Genomic DNA, 18,451 nt, shown 5'->3' on the forward strand with positions numbered 1-18,451 from the left:
CATCTTTGCCGGCAGAAAGGAATATGATATGAAAACAGAGCAGATTGCGGAAAAGATCAATATTCTTGGAAAGTTCTGTGGAAAGAGGGATATAGAAGAGCTTTCCGGGCAACAGCTAAAAGAAAAATATGGATTTGAGAAGGCAGATGTATTTGTCCTGTTTGGGGGCAGTATCCTGGCTGGTGGTGATGTCCTTGCAAAGGCAGTTCAGGAGAACATTGCCAAAAACTATGTGATCGTAGGCGGAGCAGGGCATACGACGGAAGCATTGCGGCAGAGAGTCCACGATGAATATCCGGTGATCGAGACAACCGGACTTTCAGAAGCAGAGGTTTTCAGCAGATACCTGAAGGAAATCTATCACTGTGATGTGGATTATCTGGAAAAAGCATCTACCAACTGTGGAAACAATATCACATATCTGTTGGAGCTTTTAAAGAAACAGAATATTTCCTGCAAAAGCATTATTATCTGTCAGGATGCCACTATGCAGAACCGGATGGATGCGGGACTTCGCAAATATGCGGAAAAGGAAACGGTGATCATCAATTATGCAGCCTATGCAGCAAAAGTCAGGGCACAGGGAGAGAAACTCGTTTTCACGGAAGAAATTCATGGCATGTGGGATATGGACCGGTATGTGAATCTGCTGATGGGAGAGATCCCGAGGCTTTCGGATGACGGGAAAGGATACGGACCCAAAGGGAAAAACTATATTGCCCATGTGGATATACTGGAAGAAGTGAGAAATGCTTTTGAAGATCTGAAGAGTGTCTACGGAGAAAAAACAAGGGAAGCCAATCCGCTGTTTGCCTCCAGGGAAAACAGGCCATGATATTGAATACCGGCAGCAGGACGGATATCCCGGCATATTTCAGCGACTGGTTTTATAAAAGGATCGAAGAAGGCTATGTGATGGTGCGGAATCCCTACTATCCGGAGCAGGTGACCAGATATGTGCTGGATCCATCAGTAGTGGATGCGCTGGTATTCTGCACGAAGAATCCACAGCCGATGCTGGGCAGGCTGGAACATCTCAGCGCCTATGACATGTTCTGGTTTGTGACGATCACGCCTTATGACAGGGAGATCGAGCCTTTCGTACCGCCAAAGGAGGATGTGATCAGGAGCTTTATAGAGCTTTCCGATATGGTGGGAAAAGAGAGAATGAGCTGGCGTTATGATCCGGTTTTTATCACAGAAAAATATTCTGTGGAATATCATATTGCCTGCTTTGCAGAAATGGCGGAAAAGCTTCGGGGATATACCGGTCAGTGTGTTGTCAGCTTTCTGGATCTTTATGAAAAGACAAAGCGGAATTTCAGGGAGGCAAGAGAGGTGACGAAAGCCGAGCAGGAGAGGATCATAGAAGCTTTTGCCGGGATTGCAGGTGCAAATGGAATGCAGATCAATCTCTGCTGTGAAAATCAGGCACTGGTAAGACCTAACGTAGATGCGGATGGCTGCCTGTCACAGAGAGTTCTGGAGCAGGCTATCGGCTGTGGACTGCAGGTGCCAAAGAAGAAGGCTGCCAGAGAGGCCTGCAGTTGTCTGCTTGGTGCTGACATTGGCGTTTACAATACCTGTGGGCATGGGTGCTTGTACTGCTATGCCAATTATGACAGAAAAAGTGTAGAGGAAAACAGGAAACGGCATGATGTAAACTCACCGCTTCTGATCGGACATCTTCGGGAAACAGATTTTGTGAAAGAGGCTCAGCAGAAGAGCTTTAAAGATGCCCAGATGAGACTGTTTCTCTGATTTTCTAAGGAAAGGAATAAAACAGAAATGATAAGAAAGATCATACACATAGAGGAAAAAAGGTGTAATGGCTGCGGAATCTGTGCGGCTGCCTGCCATGAAGGCGCTATTGAGATCGTGGAAGGAAAGGCACGCCTTGCAAGGGAGCATTTCTGTGACGGACTTGGGGACTGCCTGCCGGCATGTCCCGCAGGAGCAATCACCTTTGAAGAAAGGGAGGCACCGGCATACGACGAGGCTGCGGTACAGCAGGCAAAGCAGGACGCAGAGCGAAAGAAGCTGAAGCAGGAGACAGGACGGTCAAAGTGGAAGAACCCGGAGCAGGCAGCAGCGCAGGTCAGAAACTGGCCGGTGCAGATCAAGCTGGCTCCGCTGCAGGCACCGTATTTTCAGGGAGCAAGGCTTCTGATCGCCGCAGACTGTACGGCATATGCTTACAGAGAGTTTTCCCGTACCTTTGCAGAAGGGCATACGATCCTGATCGGCTGTCCCAAGCTTGACATGGTGGATTACAGCAGCAAACTGACAGAGATCATCAGGAACAATGCCATTTCAGAAGTACTGGTTGTCCGGATGGAAGTGCCCTGCTGTGGAGGACTGGAAGCGGCAGTAAGGAAAGCCATGCGGGGCAGCAGAAAAGAAATTCCGTGGGAGGTCGTCACGATTTCAACAGACGGAAGAATCCTGGTGAGGAACCCGGGGTGACAGACTCAGGAAAGCAGAGCAGAAATAACAGCAAAACAGGAGGCAGGAAATGCAGGGTGAAAAAGTGATCAGCGCATTGATTGGACTGACAGGAGCAGTAGCCAATAACGGCAAGACAGAGCATACCGATCAGGTGGTCCGGGAAGCTGTGCTGCAGCTTTCAGATAGCAGCCGGGAGGCAGAACTGGTAGAGAAGATCCACACAGAAAAACACAGGATAGCGCCGGACTGTGCCACCTGTACCCATCCCTGTGGAAATACTTCCGATTATGAAATAGAAAAATTAAGACAAGCAGAAAAAAGTGTGCAGGATAAGAAAGAGGAAATGCTCCTTGCCATGAAGCAGTATCTGTCAGAAAGTGAGACCGTTCCTGAGACGGTGTACCGGGGCATTGCCTATCTTGGGTATGATCTGGAGCCGGAATCTTATGAAGAGATCATCACAGAGCTGCAGATGAGCTGCAGATGAGGTGAAGAATGCCTTTGTTGACGATTCGACTGTCTGGAAATATAATGGATAAACAGAAGTAACGATCCTGTCAGATGACAGACAGGAAATCGGAAAGGAAAACAGACAGAAATGAAGAACAGTATTTTGAAAAACAGGCTATACCTGTATCTGACAGAATTTTTCGCAGGAATGTCAGTTATGGCAGTAGAGCTTGGAGCAAGCAGACTGCTGGCGCCCTATTTCAGCTCATCCCAGATTGTATGGACGATCATTATAGGAACGATCATGATCGCCATGGCGCTTGGCAACCTGTATGGAGGAAAGGCAGCCGATAAGGATCCGAATCCGGATAAACTTTATGGACGTATTATCATCGCAGCATTGTGGATCGCAGCCATACCGGTTGTCGGCAAATATATCATTATCGGAATATCAGCACTGCTGATCTTTACCGTAAACAGTAACTTCCTTATCATAGCCGGATTTGTGGCATGCATGGTGATCTTTGTATTTCCGCTGTTTCTGCTTGGAACCGTGACACCGTCTTTGGTAAAGTTTTCAGTGGACAGTCTGGATGACAGTGGAAGCGTAGTTGGAAAGCTGAATGCTTCCAATACCATAGGAAGCATTATCGGGACCTTTGTACCGACCTTTATCAGTATCCCGGCAGTGGGAACCTCGATCACATTCCTGATCTTTGCAGGTATTTTGCTGTTGCTGGCTGTTATTTATTTTGTGAGTACCAGAGGAAATTTTACCGGGGCCAGGAGGGTGCCGATTAGTATTGTAATATTTCTGATCTGCTGCCTTCTTGGCCATAACAACAGTTTTGCTTTCTGGCAGAGCAATCTTACCTATGAGGGGGAGTCAATTTACAATTATCTGCAGGTATATGAAAATGACAGGGAAGTAGTGCTTTCTACCAATGTTCTGTTCGGTGTGCAGTCGGTGTACCTGAAGGATAAAGGGCTGACCGGTATGTATTATGATTATGCCATGGCTGCCCCTTATATGGCGGGTGTGAAGGAAAAGGACAGACTGGATATCCTGATCCTTGGAAATGGAACCGGGACCTATGCTACCCAGTGTGAGCGGTATTTTAACAATACGTCCATCAAAGGGGTAGAGATTGATGAGAAGATCACGAAGCTTGCCAGAAAGTACTTTGAACTGCCGGAAGATGTGGAAGTCACGACCTATGACGGAAGAGCATATCTGAATGTGATCAGTGAAAAGTATGACGTGATCATGGTGGATGCTTATCAGGATATTACCATACCGTTCCAGATGTCTACCGTGGAGTTTTTTACCATGGTAAAGGAGCACCTGAAGGATGATGGTCTCATGGTCGTCAATATGAACATGCACAGTGGTGCTGAGGGAAATATCAACGAGTATCTGGCAGACACTATTTCTGAGGTGTTTGATCAGGTCTGCACGGTAGATGTGAGCGGATCTACAAACCGGGAGCTGTTTGCCTCTGACAATGCGGATATGCTGCAAACCTACAGGCTCAATGTAGCACTGGAGCAGGATGGTGATCTGACAGCCATGATGGGAAGGATCGGGGATCATCTGGAGACTTACGAAGCAGGTGGTCACATCATGACGGATGATAAGGCACCGGTAGAGCTTCTTGGAATGCGCATGATCGATGAACTGATCCAGAACGAGGTGTCCTATTACAAGACCATTTATCAGGAGAAAGGAATACGGGGCCTGATCGATCTGCTTTCCTGAGGATCAGAGAGTATCCGGATGCCGGGAAGCCCTGCGGTAGTCAAGAGGCTTTACCTGGTAATAATCACAGAAAACCTTTGCAAACCGTCCCTGATTGGTATAACCACAGCTTCTGGCGATATCGGCGATACTTAAGGTGGTTTCAGACAATAAACGGCCGGCATATTCCATACGTGCTTTGTTCAGATAGGTGGAAACATTCATTCCATAGACATAGCGGAAATAGTTTTTCAGACTGGTTTCGCTGATGCCATAAGTATCTGCCACAGTACGGACTGCAATGTGCCGGCTGAAATTTTCTGTCAGAATCTCCTTCAGCTGTTTGGCAAGCTGCGCCTGTGTTTTAGTCAGGTAAATGGTGTGCTGCATGACAGGCATACTGCTGTTTACGATCGCATACAGAAGCTGCAGGGTGATAAGCCGGACAGCGCCTGTATTTTCTTTCTTCATCTGTTGTTCCAGAGATTTCCACAGATCTGCGATTCCGGCAGGCGCATTGCAGGGGTAGTAGTCCGGAAAATCCGTAAGGGCAATCTGAAAGGTTTCCAGTATCTGTTTCGTTTTTTCAGAAAACAGGGAAGGCGCAATATAAATTTCATATCCCAGATAACTGGAAGAAGGATAATAAAAGGAGCCGGGGATTGTCCCGGTGCTTACTGTCATCAGATTCTTAATCACATAGCTGTAATTGTCATCAGAAAGCCGGTATTCGCATCGGCCGTCTATACAGTAATTCACAGTATAAATTTCAAATGGCATAGATTCACCAAGGGCTGGCACAGAAGAAGCATGGATATCATTTTTGACCATATAAATACCGGGAAGTACAGAGTAAATGGTCAGATCCATATAACCATCTGGCAGGTTACGGTGGACAGACATGGGACCATCTGCCTGATCCAGAGAATCCAGTGCCCGCATCATAGCGGATATCCCATTTGAAGCTGAATTGTCTTTTTTCATAAAATCAAATTTTCCTTGTCTTTATTATTTTCACAGAACTATTATAAAACCAGATATAAGAAATGACAATCATAAAAAGAACAGAATGCTAAACGAACCTTTTTTGCTGAAAGTGATATAGACGGCATCTGCCTCGCATAATAAACTAATAAAAGTTAGCTGCAACAAACTACACGAAAGAGAAGCAGGGAAGCAACAGGACAGAAAGAAAGGCAGGGAGAGATATGAGACTAGCAGATGCAAATGCCGGATATACAGGAACAGTAACAGCGGTAACCGGTAATCATCACATACTGTCAAGACTGGTCGGGATCGGCATTGTGGAAGGAACCAGAATCCGTGTGATCCAGAATCAGAAGGGGCAGCCCGTATTATTTTACTGTAAGGATTCCGTAGTGGCACTTGGCCGGAAAGACTGTGAAGGAATTACATTAGAGGGAGGGAAGGAAAATGAGTAAGACGATTGCGCTGCTTGGACAGCCAAACTCCGGGAAGTCTTCTTTATTTAATGGACTCACAGGTTCCCATCAGCATGTAGGAAACTGGCCGGGCAAGACAGTAGAGCATAAGGAAGGCGTTTTTACTTTTCAGGGAGAGGAATATCATGTGATCGACCTGCCGGGAAGCTACAGCCTTTCTGCAGGATCAGAGGAAGAGGTTATTACCACAGATTACATAGCTTCCGGCAAGGCAGATCTGGTGGCGGTTCTGGTAGATAGTTCACAGCTGGAACGGTCACTGTACATGTTTACCGATTTTATCGGGATCAATATTCCGGTGATCCTGATTTTAAATCTGATGGATGTGGCCAAAATGAAAGGGATTCAGATAGATACAGCAAAGATACAGAAAAAGCTTGGCATTCCGGTCATGGACTTTGTAGCAGCAGATATCAGACGATATGTTGACCTGAAGGAGAAGCTTGCAGAAGCGATAGACAGCGGGAGAATGGCACAGAGCAGCCTTCTTATGAAATATTATTATCAAGATCCGGACTGTCATTTTGAAGAACTTACAGAAAAACAGCAGGAAACAGCGGTCTATACGAAAGAGAAGCTGGCAGTGCAGGAGCTGGAAAAAACAGACAGAGGACTGATGATTTCCGGAAAGCATAAATATGAGCTGATCGACAGTATTCTTGCAGATGCTGTAAAAAAGAAGGAGAGCAGTAGCGAGCTTGGCAGTTTTGACAGAAAAGCACTGGGAAGGCACTCCGGAAAATGGGTGGCCTTTGGGATCATTGTGCTGGCACTGCTGGCTGCCATGGTGGTCGCTGCACCGATCATGGGATTTGGAGCCATGATCCCGGCGCTGATAGGACCTCCGCTGCAGACGCTGATGGATCGGATGAATGTATGGAAGCCACTGGCAGATCTGGTGGCTACCGTACTGCCGAATGTACTGTTTTTTACCGTATCCATGGCAGGCTTTGTCCTTGGGGTAACCTTTGTATTTGCCCTGATCGAAGATGTGGGTTATATGGCAAGGATTTCTGTGGTATTTAATCAGGCGATGGAGCGTCTTGGACTGCAAGGGAAAAGCGTCTGCTCTTTCCTGATGAGCCTTGGCTGCAATATGGCAGGTGTTGCCGGAAGCCGTGTGATTGACAATAACGGACAGCGGTTTCTGACCATGATCCTTGTATGGAGTATTCCCTGTGGTACTGGTCTTTCCATGGGACCCATGCTGGCTACTTTATTTTTCGGACCCGCAGGAGGTCTGGTGGTTCTGCTTCTCATGTTTGCCATTACCATCAGTTCCATGTTTCTGGCATCCAGGATCTTTGCAAAGTCACTGGTCGGAGAAGAGGGAAGAGGCGGAATGATCATGGAACTGCCTCCTTATCATAAGCCTAAGTGGAGTTATATCTTCCGGACAACGCTTGATAAGGCAAAGGATATTTTCTGCCGTGCCTTCCGTGTGATCCTGCTGGTATCGCTGGTATTTTATCTGTTGAGCTATAACTGGTTTGGAACGGAGAGCATCCTGTCAAAGGTAGGACAGCTGATCGCACCGGTGACAGAATTCTTTGGCATGAGCTGGCAGATGTTCATGGCATATTTATCTTCCATGATGACCAAGGAATCCCTGCTTGGTGTGCTGAATGCACTGTACAGCAATACCGATATGGTAACTGCTGCCTTTAATTCCAAGTCGCTTGGCCTGTCAGAATCCATGATGGAGCTGCTGCCGCAGGTGATCTCGAAGCCACAGGCTCTTGGCTTTATCATGGCGATCATGTTCAATGTGCCCTGTACCATGACAGTTGCCGCAACTTACAGGGAAAACCATTCCAAAAAGTGGATTGCCCTTTCTATATTGTATTATGTGGTATTTTCACTGACCCTGGCGTGCCTGTTCTATCATATCGGATTGCTGATCTGGTAAAGGATTATTTTTGTATTGCTGCTTCCGGTATTGTTCGGACCTACCGGCATATGGTATGCTGTTATTGTAGCTGAGGTACTGGCATTTCTGGTTTCTGTCGGATGTCTGCTTGGATTCAAAAGTAAATACGGATACCTGTAGGAGAAGACGATGAAGGTGGCACTGAAAAAGATGGAAGAAAAGAAAGAAAATGGCTTTACCATAAGGACAGCGACCATGGATGACCTTGACAGCATAGCAGCCGTAGAAGCAGAGTGCTTTCCTGCGGCAGAGGCGGCAGCCAGGGAAGAATTTGCAGACAGGATCCGGGTTTATGGCAGTCATTTCTGGCTGCTGTATGAGGGAGACAGACTGGTGTCCTTTGTGGATGGCTTCGTGACAGATAAGGAAGATCTGACGGACGAGATGTATGAGAAAGCCGATATGCACCGGGAAAATGGTGCGTGGCAGATGATCTTCGGTGTCAATACGATTCAGGCATATCGGAGAAGAGGACTTGCCGGATTACTATTGAAACGGGCAATCGCAGATGCCAGGGAGCAGGGCAGAAAGGGACTGGTGCTGACCTGTAAGGATCATCTGGTATCTTATTATGCCGGGTTTGGATTTGAAGATGAGGGGATCTCAGATAAGTCAACGCATGGAGATGTGGCATGGCATCAGCTGCGGCTGAGATTCTGAGATGGGTATGCAGAAAGAGAATGTACCTATTATAATAAGGGGGGACATATGGAAAAGGAAATCAGAGAAAAGGGCTTTTCCGGATTTTCGGGAAACCAGCTTAAGATATTTGCAATTATTGCCATGACTATGGATCACCTGGCATCTACAATCTGGCCCGGATATGGTAAGGAATGGTGGCTGCTCTGTATTCATCTGATCGGCAGATTGGCGGCACCGACCATGTGGTTTATGGTTGCAGAGGGATATCATTATACCAGGAATTTCAGAAAGTATCTGCAGAGACTGTTTATCTTTGCCGTACTGGCACATTTTGCCTATAATTTCTGCTTCGGCATTTCACCAATCCCGTTCAGGGGTTCCGTGCTGAACCAGACCAGTGTGATCTGGCCGCTTTTCCTGGCAGCCATTGGTCTGTATATTTATGATGATGAAAAAAGAAGCTTTCCACTGAAAAACTGGCAGAAGACAGCAATATTGCTTGTACTGTGCCTGCTGGCATTCCCTTCAGACTGGTCCTGCTTCCCGGTGCTCTGTACCCTGCATATATATCAGAACAGAGGGAACTTAAGAAAACAGGTGCTTGGTATGGTCGCCTATATTTCCATGTATGTTATCGTCTGGTGCCTGTGCATTGATGTGGTATACGGCCTGATCCAGTTTGGTATCATCATTGTCTGGCCATTTATGCATTTTTATAATGGAACCAGAGGGAAAGCCAGATGGATGAAGTGGTTTTTCTATGTGTTCTATGTGGGTCACCTGGTTCTATGCGGTATTTTAAGACTGATCCTGCATAGCAATGTGACAACGATCGTCGGTGGTTGAGTCTGCAAAGAAAATAGAACAAATGTTCATGTAATTGCTTGTAAAAAAACATATGCTGTGATAGAATGGAATCAGAACAAATGTTCTGATTCTTTTTTTAGGAGCCAAAGTAATATGAAGCAGCTTCCGGCAGAGATCGCAGTGGGCGGTACCAGGACAGCAGGTTGTGATATAGAGATCATGACACATGAAAAAGTACCCTGTATTATGAAGGAACAGGAGAATATGAGTATCAGTGAGAAGCTGAACATTCTTGCAGATGCGGCCAAGTATGATGTTTCCTGCTCCTCCAGTGGTGTAGAGAGAAGGGGAGACGGCAGGGGGATCGGGAATTCTTCCAGAGCCGGGATCTGCCACAGCTTTGGGGCAGACGGAAGGTGTATCTCGCTTCTGAAGATCCTGTTTACGAATGAATGCATTTTTGACTGCAAATACTGTATGAACCGGAAATCCAATGATGTCAGGAGAGCCTGCTTTACACCGGAGGAGGTCTGCAATCTGACGATCCAGTTCTACCGAAGGAATTATATAGAGGGGTTATTCTTAAGCTCTGGTATTATCAACAATCCTACCTATACGATGGAGCAGCTTTACAGGACAGTATATCTGCTGCGCACCAGATATTACTTTCAGGGTTATATCCATGTGAAAGCAATTCCCGGTGCTGATGCACAAATTGTGGAGCAGATGGGGCTTCTGGCTGACAGGATGAGTGTGAATCTGGAGCTGCCTACTGCAGAAGGACTTTCAAGGCTGGCTCCCAATAAGCACAGGAAGAATATTCTGACACCCATGCGGCAGATCCAGCAGGGAATCACACAGAATAAGGAAGAGCTTATGGTGTACCGCCATGCGAAGAGCTTCGTACCGGCAGGACAGTCCACACAGATGATCATAGGAGCCACACCGGAGAGTGATTATCAGCTTCTGATGGTGGCAGAGAAGCTGTATCAGAGGTTTGATCTGAAAAGAGTATATTATTCCGCCTTTGTCAATGTGAATGAAGATAAGGATCTGCCATCACTGCCGGGAGGACCACCGCTCCTGCGTGAGCACCGTTTATACCAGGCGGACTGGCTGCTCCGGTTTTATGGTTTTGAGGCTGGGGAACTGTTAAGTGAGCAGAAGCCAAATTTCAATGTGCTGATCGATCCTAAGGCAGACTGGGCACTGCGGCATCTGGAGTATTTTCCGGTGGAGATCAATCGGGCAGACTATCAGTCGATCCTGCGGGTTCCCGGGATCGGAGTGAAGAGTGCACAGCGGATCGTTAAGGCCAGGAGAAGCGGAAATCTTAACTTTGAGCATCTGAAGAAGATAGGGGTTGTGCTGAAGCGGGCACTGTTTTTTATTACCTGCAATGGAAAGACCATGTACCCGATCAGGATGAATGAGGATTATATTACCAGAAATCTGATCTCCAATGAGCAGGGGAGAAGACCGTCTCCTGACGGGCTGACCTATAAGCAGCTTTCTCTGTTTGACGATTATCACATGGGAGAGGAGGAATCACAGTGGAAGAGTATTATCTGATCTGTGAAGATTCCCTGGAAGGGATCTTCTCCGGAGTTTATCAGGCCTATCTCCAGAAATATCCACTGGAAAGAGTACATCTGATCGCAGGGGAGGAAGAGAATTACCGGCTGTTTGCTGTATATAAGAGGTGTGAGAGCAGCAGGGAGCATGCAGAAAAGGTAGGACGAACATTAAAGCGGGAACTGGGAGAGGAAGGATATTACAGGATTTGCAGGACACTTGCTTCCTATGAAGCTGATAAGGCAGAAGCGGTCTTTCGTACCATAGTGATGGCTCTTCATAGGAAAACAGGAGGAAAAATACTGGAGGATCTGAAGGATCCTTATATCAGGCGTGTATTTGAGCTTGACCGGACAGTAGGAAATGAAATTCATTCCCATATAGAATTTATTCGTTTCCGGGAGCTTGCAGACGGTGTTTTGTACGCACAGATCAGTCCGAAGAACCATATTCTGACTTTTCTGATGCCTCATTTTACAGACCGGTTTCCATTGGAAAATTTTGTGATCCATGATATTGGAAGAAATTTGTTTGCGGTACATCCGGCAGAAAGGGAATATGTGATGGTATCCGGACAGGAAGAATGGAAACTGCCTGATACCTTTTCGGAGGGAGAAGAGAAATACAGTGAACTGTTCACAGAGTTCTTTCATACCATAGCTATAAAGGAAAGGACCAATTCAGAATTACAGCGGGGAATGCTGCCTGTCCGCTACCGGAAATATATGACAGAGTTTAACAGAGGAAATACAGGGAATACTGTAAATAAGTAGGACTTTAAATTTAGCCTTATGTACTAAAAAAAATACTTTACAAAAGCTTATCCGGATGATAATATTTGTCAAAAATGAAGGAAAAACGTTTTCTTTGTTACTTTGTTGTTTATGGATTGATCCATAGAAAGAGAAAGGTGATACTATGAGAACTCATAAAATCAGATTGAGAGTGGATGAAGTAAAGGATTTTGTTGCAGCAGCTACCAGATGTGATTTTGATATTGATATATCCTATAACAGATTTGTAGTTGACGCAAAGTCGATCGTAGGTGTACTCGGACTGGATCTGAATCAGATCCTTACCGTTTCCTACAATGGTTATGATCAGGAATTTGAAGATTATATGAACCATTTTGCACTTGCCTGTTAAGTGGATTTATAGACAGGTAGACAATAGCAGTCTGATTGACTCCCTATGAAGGATAGCGTACTATCTTTATAGGGAGTTATTTTTATAGTCAGGAATGCAGCAAACAGAAGCAGGAGCATAAGGAATGACAGAGGTGCATGTTTCCGTCAGAAATCTGGTGGAATTTATTCTGCGGAACGGAGATATTGATAATCGAAAAGGGCGTGCCAGAGATAATGCCATGCAGGAGGGTGGACGGATCCACCGTATGATACAGCGGCGGATGGGTTCTTCCTATCATGCGGAGGTTGCTCTGCGCTATACAGCTGACATGGAAGAGTACAGCATAGTTGTGGAAGGCAGAGCTGATGGCATTATAATAGAAGAAACAGGTGAGGTCAGTGCAGTACCGGAGCTGTCTACGGTGGAAATAAAGCCGGCTTATACGGATCTTGTGACTGTTACGGTCGATGAAATCAAGGGAACCTACCGGGAGATACATAAGATCAGGGAAGCCGTGCCGGTGCATCTTGCACAGGCAAAATGTTATGCAGCTATCTATGGAATACAGAATAGGCTGCGGCGGATCCGGGTACGGATGACGTATTGTAATATGGAAACGGAGGAACTGAAATATTTTCATTTTGAATATGATGTCAGAGAACTGCAAAACTGGTTCCTGGATCTGATACAGGAATATAAGAAATGGGCTGACTTTCAGTTCCAGTGGGAGAAGACCCGGACAGCATCGATTAAGGAGCTGAAATTCCCTTTTCCCTACAGGGAGGGACAGAAGGATCTTGTCACTTATGTCTATAGAACTATTTATCATAAGAGAAAACTGTTTGTAGAAGCACCGACTGGTGTGGGAAAGACGATCTCTACACTGTTTCCAGCAGTGAAAGCCATGGGAGAAGGAATGGGAGATAAGATTTTCTACCTGACAGCGAAGACAATTACAAGGACAGTGGCAGAGAATACCATTGTCCTTATGAGAGAAAAAGGACTGAAGCTGAAATCTGTAGTATTGACCGCGCGGGATAAGATATGCTTTATGGAGGAAAGCCAGTGTAATCCGGACTTTTGCCCATATGCCAGGGGACATTTTGACAGAGTGAATGAGGCTCTGTATGATATGTTGACTCATACGGACAATTACAGCAGAGGAGAGATCGAGAGCTATGCCAGGAAGCATCAGGTCTGTCCTTTTGAGTTCTGTCTGGATATGAGCCTGTTTGCGGATGTGGTGATCGGGGATTATAATTACTTATTTGATCCTCATGTATACCTGAAGCGGTTCTTTGCAGAAGGGGTTCAGGAGAATTATATCTTTCTGATAGATGAGGCACACAATCTGGTGGAACGGGGACGGGAAATGTATTCGGCTGCCCTGATCAAGGAGGATTTTCTTGCCATGAAGAGGCTCTGTAAGGAGTACAGTACAAGGATCTGTCATCAGCTTGACAGGTGTAACAAAGAGCTGCTTGCATTGAAACGAAACTGTGCCGGTTACAGATATGAGGATGAGAGCAGCATAGCAGCATTTGTCAGGGCAATGAACAGTCTGTCTTCAGCTATTGATGATTATCTGGATGACCATGAAGAGAGCCCGGTGAAAGCAGAGCTTACCGAATTTTACTTTAGAGTATCGCATTTTCTCATGATCCATGAGGATCTGGATGAACATTATGAGATCTATACGAAGCTGGATGAGGAGGGAAATTTTCGGATCCGCCTGTTCTGTGTCAATCCAGGGAAAAAACTGGCAGAATGTATGCAGAGGGGCAGGAGCAGTATCCTCTTTTCGGCCACACTTCTGCCGATTCAGTATTACAAAAAGCTGCTGGGAGCAGAGGAAAAGGACTATGAGGTATATGCCAGATCCATATTTGAACCGGAGAAACGTGGACTTTTTATTGCATCCGATGTGACCAGCAGATATAAAAGGCGGTCAGAAGAGGAATATTATAAAATTGCGTCCTATATCCATAGGATCATAACCGGAAAAAGGGGAAATTATATGGCTTTTTTTCCATCCTATGCTTTTATGAACCAGGTACTGGATCAGTATGAACAGCATTTTGCCACAGAGGACGGGGCTGAGTGTCTGAAACAGGAAGAATATATGAATGAAGAGAGCAGAGAGGGGTTCCTCACAAGATTTGAAGAGGAGAAAGAATCAGGACATGCGCATACTCTGATCGGCTTCTGTGTACTTGGCGGTATTTTCAGCGAGGGGATTGATCTGAAAAATGACAGTCTGATAGGAGCTGTGATCGTAGGAACCGGATTGCCCCTTGTGTGCAGTGAAAGAGAGATCCTGAAGAATTATTTTGAAAAGCAGGGAGATGACGGTTTTGATTATGCGTACCGTTATCCTGGCATGAATAAGGTATTGCAGGCGGCAGGACGGGTGATCCGCACAGCAGAGGATATTGGAATTGTTGCCCTTCTGGATGACAGATTTCTCACGGAAACTTATTTACGGATGTTCCCGAGAGAGTGGAAAACCTTTGAAAGAGTGTCCCTGCAGCAGATAGAAAAGAAAATTTCTGATTTCTGGGAAGAAAAAGGATGGAGCAGCACAGAAATGCAGGAAATTGAAAAATGAAAGAGAAAAACATAAAATGACGTCATTCCAATCTCAAAAAGACAGAGCAGTTATTTGTAAATGACATGTGTGTCATTGTGGATAACTTTGTGGAAATGGGGGATTTCTCAGTTTTTCAAAAAGTCAAGAGGAAAAAATAAAAATGTTTTTCAGATAAAATCTGCAGGAAGCAGAATTCAAAAATGAAAAAATACCAATTTAGTCAACAAAAAGGGGCTGAAAATTGACCAGATGAGTATTTCTCTGAAAAACAGGGAATTATGCACAGTTACTGAAAAAAAAGTGGTATTTTCATCTGGCCTGTGATATAATCGTACAATGACTGTGAGTATGCGAAAATTTATGCAGTAATGAAAAAGAAGTTACTCAGATATATTTTTTAAGGAGGATGTACCAGAATGAGCGTACAGGTAGAAAAATTAGAAAAGAACATGGCGAAGCTTACCATTGAGGTTGCGCCGGAAGAGCTGGAAAAGGCAATTGAGGGAGCTTATCAGAAGAATAAGAGCAAGATCAGCGTTCCCGGATTCAGGAAGGGTAAAGTACCCCGCCAGATGATCGAGAGAATGTATGGCAAGGAAGTATTTTATGAAGATGCAGTGAATGCACTGATCCCTGAAGCATATGAAAAGGCAGTTGACGAGTGTGAGGAAGAGATCGTATCCTCCCCCAAGATCGAGGTTGCACAGGTAGAGGCAGGCAAGCCTTTTATCTTTACTGCAGAGGTAGCATTAAAGCCGGAAGTAAAGCTTGGCAAATACAAGGGTGTCAAGGTTGAGAAGGCTGACACAGAAGTAACTGATGAAGAAGTAGATAAGGAAATCGATAAGGAAAGGGAAAGCAACGCCAGAAATATTGATGTTACAGACAGAGCTGTAAAGGATGGCGATATTGTAACTCTTGATTTTGAAGGATTTGTTGATGGAACTGCATTCGAAGGCGGCAAGGGAGAGAATTATCCTCTTACCATCGGATCCGGAACCTTTATCCCCGGATTTGAAGAACAGCTTGTTGGCGCTGAGATCGGCAAGGAGACAGAAGTAAATGTAACCTTCCCTGAAGATTATCAGGCAGAAGACTTAAAGGGAAAGGCGGCTGTATTCAAATGTACCGTTAAGGAGATTAAGGAGAAGGAGCTTCCCACACTGGATGATGAGTTTGCAAGCGAAGTTTCCGAGTTCGAGACACTTGCTGAATATAAGGCAGATATAAGGGGCAGACTGGAAGAAAGAAAAGCAAAGGCTGCAAGAGAGGCAAAGGAAGCAGCAGTGATCGAAGAGATCATCAAGGATTCCGATATGGAAATTCCTGAAGCCATGATCGAGACACAGCAGAGACAGATGATCGATGAGTTCGCTCAGAGAATCCAGATGCAGGGACTTACCCTTGAGCAGTACTTCCAGTTTACAGGTGCTTCCTATGACCAGATGATCGAGCAGGTGAAGCCTCAGGCTGAGAAGAGAATCCAGTCCAGACTTGTTCTTGAGGCAGTTGCTGCAGCAGAGAAGATCGAAGCTACAGAAGAAGACTACGAAGAAGAATTAAAGTCCATGGCAGAAGCATACCAGATGGAAGTAGACAAGGTAAAGGAACTGCTTCCTGAGAAGAGCGTTCAGCAGATCAAAGAGGATATCGCAGTAAAGAAGGCAGCAGAGTTTGTCGTAGACAACGCTAAGGAGAAATAAATCAGTTTTTTCGGTGTCGTCTGAAAGGAGAAGATAAGAATGAGTTTAGTGCCTTATGTCATTGAACAGACAAGCCGTGGTGAGCGGTCTTATGACATTTATTCAAGACTGTTAAAGGAAAGGATCATTTTCCTCGGGGAAGAGGTCAATGAAGTAACGGCAAGTCTGATCGTTGCACAGATGCTTTTTCTTGAGGCGGAGGATCCTGAAAAGGATATTCAGTTTTATATCAACAGCCCCGGCGGAAGCGTAACTGCCGGTATGGCTATTTACGATACCATGCAGTATGTGAAATGTGATGTTTCTACCTATTGTATGGGTATGGCAGCCAGTATGGGAGCTTTCCTCCTTGCCGGTGGAACCAAGGGAAAGAGACTTGCTCTTCCCAATGCAGAGATCATGATCCATCAGCCTCTTGGCGGCGCACAGGGTCAGGCAACAGAAATTGAGATCGCAGCAAGACATATCCTGCAGACCAAGGAAAAGCTAAATAAAATCCTGGCAGCCAATACAGGCAGGGATTATGATGTGATCGCAGCAGATACAGAAAGAGATAACTGGATGACTGCTGAAGAAGCGAAGGAATACGGACTGATCGACAGAGTGGTATATAAGCGTGGAGAACAGTAATTCCTTTGTGGATACGTGCGTAGCCGGCACAGAAAATTGAGGAAGGAAATCAGAAATGGCAGGCAAGAATACTGACAATATCAGGTGCTCATTTTGTAATAAGACACAAAGTCAGGTAAAGAAAATGATTGCAGGTCCCGCAGGGGTATATATCTGTGATGAATGTGTATCTATCTGTTCCGATATCGTTGAGGAAGAATACGAAGAAACAGAGCTGCAGGAAGAAGGGGAAATGGAGATCAATCTGCTCAAACCGGTAGAGATCAAGAATTTCCTCGATGAATATGTGATCGGGCAGGATGAAGCTAAAAAGGTGCTGGCAGTTGCTGTATACAATCACTATAAGAGAGTTATGGCACCGAAGGATCCTGATGATGTGGAATTGCAGAAGAGCAATATTATTATGATGGGACCTACCGGTTCCGGAAAAACCTACCTTGCTCAGACACTGGCGAAGATCATCAATGTACCTTTTGCAATTGCAGATGCGACCACATTGACAGAAGCCGGATATGTGGGTGAAGATGTGGAGAACATTCTTCTGAAGCTGATCCAGGCAGCAGATTATGATGTGGAAAAGGCACAGCTTGGTATCATTTATATTGATGAAATCGATAAGATCACCAAGAAAAGTGAAAATGTATCTATTACAAGAGATGTATCAGGAGAAGGTGTCCAGCAGGCACTTTTAAAGATCGTAGAAGGAACGGTAGCAAGTGTACCGCCTCAGGGGGGAAGAAAGCACCCACACCAGGAACTGATACAGATTGATACTACTAATATTCTGTTTATCTGCGGTGGTGCGTTTGACGGCCTTGAGAAAATCGTAGAGAACAGATTGAACCGTAATTCGATTGGTTTTGATGCAGAGATCGCAGATAAGAAGACACAGGAGATCAGTGAAATGCTGAAGGAGGTAACCCCTCAGGATCTTGTGAAATTTGGGCTGATCCCCGAGTTTGTTGGACGTGTGCCGATCAGTGTATCTCTGGAAGGACTGGATGAGGATGCACTGATCCGGATCCTGAAGGAACCTAAGAATGCACTTGTAAAGCAGTATCAGAAGCTGTTTGAGCTGGATGATGTGAAGCTCACCTTTGAAGAGGATGCGATCAGAGCGATTGCAAAACAGGCATTTGAGCGGAAGACCGGAGCCAGAGGTCTGCGTTCTATTATGGAAAAGGTAATGATGGATGTCATGTTTAATATTCCTTCAGATGATACCATTGAAGAGTGTGTGATCACGAAGGAAGCGGTGGATGGAACGAGCAAGCCACTTGTCATTCATCAGGAACACATGCAAAAAGCAAAATAAAGATGCGCCGCCTGTTTATGGCGGCGTTTTTT

General features: G+C 45.4%; 17 protein-coding genes. 16 read left to right on the forward strand and 1 reads right to left on the reverse strand.

Translation table 11 applies throughout. From position 1 onward, the window contains the following. Window positions 1-28: 28 nt before the first annotated feature. From WJQ40_RS04800 to WJQ40_RS04820, 5 genes are all read left to right on the forward strand, one after another. The gene (locus WJQ40_RS04800; protein ID WP_337538196.1) at window positions 29-835 is read left to right on the forward strand and encodes a YdcF family protein; all 807 of its coding nucleotides are present in this window, start codon (window positions 29-31) and stop codon (window positions 833-835) included. Continuing rightward, the gene (locus WJQ40_RS04805) at window positions 832-1,761 is read left to right on the forward strand and encodes a DUF1848 domain-containing protein (RefSeq protein WP_337405706.1); all 930 of its coding nucleotides are present in this window, start codon (window positions 832-834) and stop codon (window positions 1,759-1,761) included. The genes WJQ40_RS04800 and WJQ40_RS04805 overlap by 4 nt, the downstream gene beginning before the upstream one ends. Before the next feature lie 27 nt (window positions 1,762-1,788). Then, on the forward strand, window positions 1,789-2,466 hold the full coding sequence (locus tag WJQ40_RS04810) for a 4Fe-4S dicluster domain-containing protein (protein WP_337405705.1): 678 nt from the start codon (window positions 1,789-1,791) through the stop codon (window positions 2,464-2,466). Between the two features lie 49 nt (window positions 2,467-2,515). After that, window positions 2,516-2,935 carry a hypothetical protein gene (locus tag WJQ40_RS04815; RefSeq protein ID WP_337538200.1) on the forward strand — a complete coding sequence of 140 codons (420 nt, stop codon included), beginning with the start codon at window positions 2,516-2,518 and terminating at the stop codon, window positions 2,933-2,935. A gap of 111 nt (window positions 2,936-3,046) precedes the next feature. Continuing rightward, the gene (locus WJQ40_RS04820) at window positions 3,047-4,657 is read left to right on the forward strand and encodes a fused MFS/spermidine synthase (protein ID WP_337538203.1); all 1,611 of its coding nucleotides are present in this window, start codon (window positions 3,047-3,049) and stop codon (window positions 4,655-4,657) included. Between the two features lie 3 nt (window positions 4,658-4,660). On the opposite strand, the gene WJQ40_RS04825 is transcribed toward WJQ40_RS04820, so the two are convergent. Further along, window positions 4,661-5,620, reverse strand: a complete 960-nt coding sequence (locus tag WJQ40_RS04825) for an AraC family transcriptional regulator (protein WP_337538206.1) — start codon at window positions 5,618-5,620, stop codon at window positions 4,661-4,663. A 224-nt stretch (window positions 5,621-5,844) separates the two neighbouring features. Between WJQ40_RS04825 and WJQ40_RS04830 the strand changes: the two genes are divergently transcribed. The 11 genes from WJQ40_RS04830 to clpX all read left to right on the forward strand — a co-directional run bounded on the left by WJQ40_RS04830 (window position 5,845) and on the right by clpX (window position 18,419). Further along, a complete protein-coding gene (locus tag WJQ40_RS04830; RefSeq protein ID WP_337538208.1) occupies window positions 5,845-6,078 on the forward strand; it encodes a FeoA family protein in 234 nt (77 codons plus the stop codon). Further along, complete coding sequence (gene feoB, locus WJQ40_RS04835) at window positions 6,071-8,008, forward strand: ferrous iron transport protein B (RefSeq protein WP_337538211.1); 1,938 nt, start codon at window positions 6,071-6,073, stop codon at window positions 8,006-8,008. Before WJQ40_RS04830 ends, feoB begins: the two co-directional genes overlap by 8 nt. Window positions 8,009-8,158: 150 nt before the next feature. After that, window positions 8,159-8,689 carry a GNAT family N-acetyltransferase gene (locus WJQ40_RS04840; RefSeq protein WP_337538214.1) on the forward strand — a complete coding sequence of 177 codons (531 nt, stop codon included), beginning with the start codon at window positions 8,159-8,161 and terminating at the stop codon, window positions 8,687-8,689. 48 nt (window positions 8,690-8,737) lie between these two features. Then, complete coding sequence (locus tag WJQ40_RS04845) at window positions 8,738-9,517, forward strand: TraX family protein (RefSeq protein ID WP_337538216.1); 780 nt, start codon at window positions 8,738-8,740, stop codon at window positions 9,515-9,517. A gap of 207 nt (window positions 9,518-9,724) precedes the next feature. Beyond that, window positions 9,725-11,050, forward strand: a complete 1,326-nt coding sequence (locus tag WJQ40_RS04850) for a putative DNA modification/repair radical SAM protein (RefSeq protein WP_337538321.1) — start codon at window positions 9,725-9,727, stop codon at window positions 11,048-11,050. Then, a complete protein-coding gene (locus WJQ40_RS04855) occupies window positions 11,032-11,826 on the forward strand; it encodes a TIGR03915 family putative DNA repair protein (protein ID WP_337538219.1) in 795 nt (264 codons plus the stop codon). Before WJQ40_RS04850 ends, WJQ40_RS04855 begins: the two co-directional genes overlap by 19 nt. A gap of 145 nt (window positions 11,827-11,971) precedes the next feature. Then, window positions 11,972-12,199, forward strand: coding sequence for an HPr family phosphocarrier protein (locus tag WJQ40_RS04860; RefSeq protein WP_337538221.1), 228 nt, complete (start codon window positions 11,972-11,974; stop codon window positions 12,197-12,199). Between the two features lie 124 nt (window positions 12,200-12,323). Then, entirely contained in the window at window positions 12,324-14,789 is a 2,466-nt protein-coding gene (locus tag WJQ40_RS04865) for an ATP-dependent DNA helicase (protein ID WP_337538224.1), read from the forward strand. 398 nt (window positions 14,790-15,187) lie between these two features. Continuing rightward, window positions 15,188-16,474: a trigger factor gene (gene tig / locus WJQ40_RS04870; protein WP_262575123.1), complete on the forward strand. Its 1,287-nt coding sequence runs from the start codon at window positions 15,188-15,190 to the stop codon at window positions 16,472-16,474. A gap of 39 nt (window positions 16,475-16,513) precedes the next feature. Continuing rightward, window positions 16,514-17,104, forward strand: coding sequence for an ATP-dependent Clp endopeptidase proteolytic subunit ClpP (gene clpP / locus WJQ40_RS04875; RefSeq protein WP_118798914.1), 591 nt, complete (start codon window positions 16,514-16,516; stop codon window positions 17,102-17,104). Between the two features lie 55 nt (window positions 17,105-17,159). After that, window positions 17,160-18,419: an ATP-dependent Clp protease ATP-binding subunit ClpX gene (clpX, locus tag WJQ40_RS04880; protein WP_118798915.1), complete on the forward strand. Its 1,260-nt coding sequence runs from the start codon at window positions 17,160-17,162 to the stop codon at window positions 18,417-18,419. The last annotated feature ends 32 nt before the right edge of the window (window positions 18,420-18,451 follow it).

This window comes from Suilimivivens sp. (genome assembly GCF_037359455.1).
Classification (GTDB): domain Bacteria; phylum Bacillota; class Clostridia; order Lachnospirales; family Lachnospiraceae; genus Suilimivivens; species Suilimivivens aceti.

Excerpts from the sequence above, each read along its gene's own strand:
- WJQ40_RS04800 (WP_337538196.1), top strand. The coding sequence starts at position 29 with ATGAAAACAGAGCAGATTGCGGAAAAGATCAATATTCTTGGAAAGTTC.
- WJQ40_RS04805 (WP_337405706.1), top strand. The coding sequence starts at position 832 with ATGATATTGAATACCGGCAGCAGGACGGATATCCCGGCATATTTCAGC.
- WJQ40_RS04810 (WP_337405705.1), top strand. The coding sequence starts at position 1,789 with ATGATAAGAAAGATCATACACATAGAGGAAAAAAGGTGTAATGGCTGC.
- WJQ40_RS04815 (WP_337538200.1), top strand. The coding sequence starts at position 2,516 with ATGCAGGGTGAAAAAGTGATCAGCGCATTGATTGGACTGACAGGAGCA.
- WJQ40_RS04820 (WP_337538203.1), top strand. The coding sequence starts at position 3,047 with ATGAAGAACAGTATTTTGAAAAACAGGCTATACCTGTATCTGACAGAA.
- WJQ40_RS04825 (WP_337538206.1), bottom strand. The coding sequence starts at position 5,620 with ATGAAAAAAGACAATTCAGCTTCAAATGGGATATCCGCTATGATGCGG.
- WJQ40_RS04830 (WP_337538208.1), top strand. The coding sequence starts at position 5,845 with ATGAGACTAGCAGATGCAAATGCCGGATATACAGGAACAGTAACAGCG.
- feoB (WP_337538211.1), top strand. The coding sequence starts at position 6,071 with ATGAGTAAGACGATTGCGCTGCTTGGACAGCCAAACTCCGGGAAGTCT.
- WJQ40_RS04840 (WP_337538214.1), top strand. The coding sequence starts at position 8,159 with ATGAAGGTGGCACTGAAAAAGATGGAAGAAAAGAAAGAAAATGGCTTT.
- WJQ40_RS04845 (WP_337538216.1), top strand. The coding sequence starts at position 8,738 with ATGGAAAAGGAAATCAGAGAAAAGGGCTTTTCCGGATTTTCGGGAAAC.
- WJQ40_RS04850 (WP_337538321.1), top strand. The coding sequence starts at position 9,725 with ATGAAGGAACAGGAGAATATGAGTATCAGTGAGAAGCTGAACATTCTT.
- WJQ40_RS04860 (WP_337538221.1), top strand. The coding sequence starts at position 11,972 with ATGAGAACTCATAAAATCAGATTGAGAGTGGATGAAGTAAAGGATTTT.
- WJQ40_RS04865 (WP_337538224.1), top strand. The coding sequence starts at position 12,324 with ATGACAGAGGTGCATGTTTCCGTCAGAAATCTGGTGGAATTTATTCTG.
- tig (WP_262575123.1), top strand. The coding sequence starts at position 15,188 with ATGAGCGTACAGGTAGAAAAATTAGAAAAGAACATGGCGAAGCTTACC.
- clpP (WP_118798914.1), top strand. The coding sequence starts at position 16,514 with ATGAGTTTAGTGCCTTATGTCATTGAACAGACAAGCCGTGGTGAGCGG.
- clpX (WP_118798915.1), top strand. The coding sequence starts at position 17,160 with ATGGCAGGCAAGAATACTGACAATATCAGGTGCTCATTTTGTAATAAG.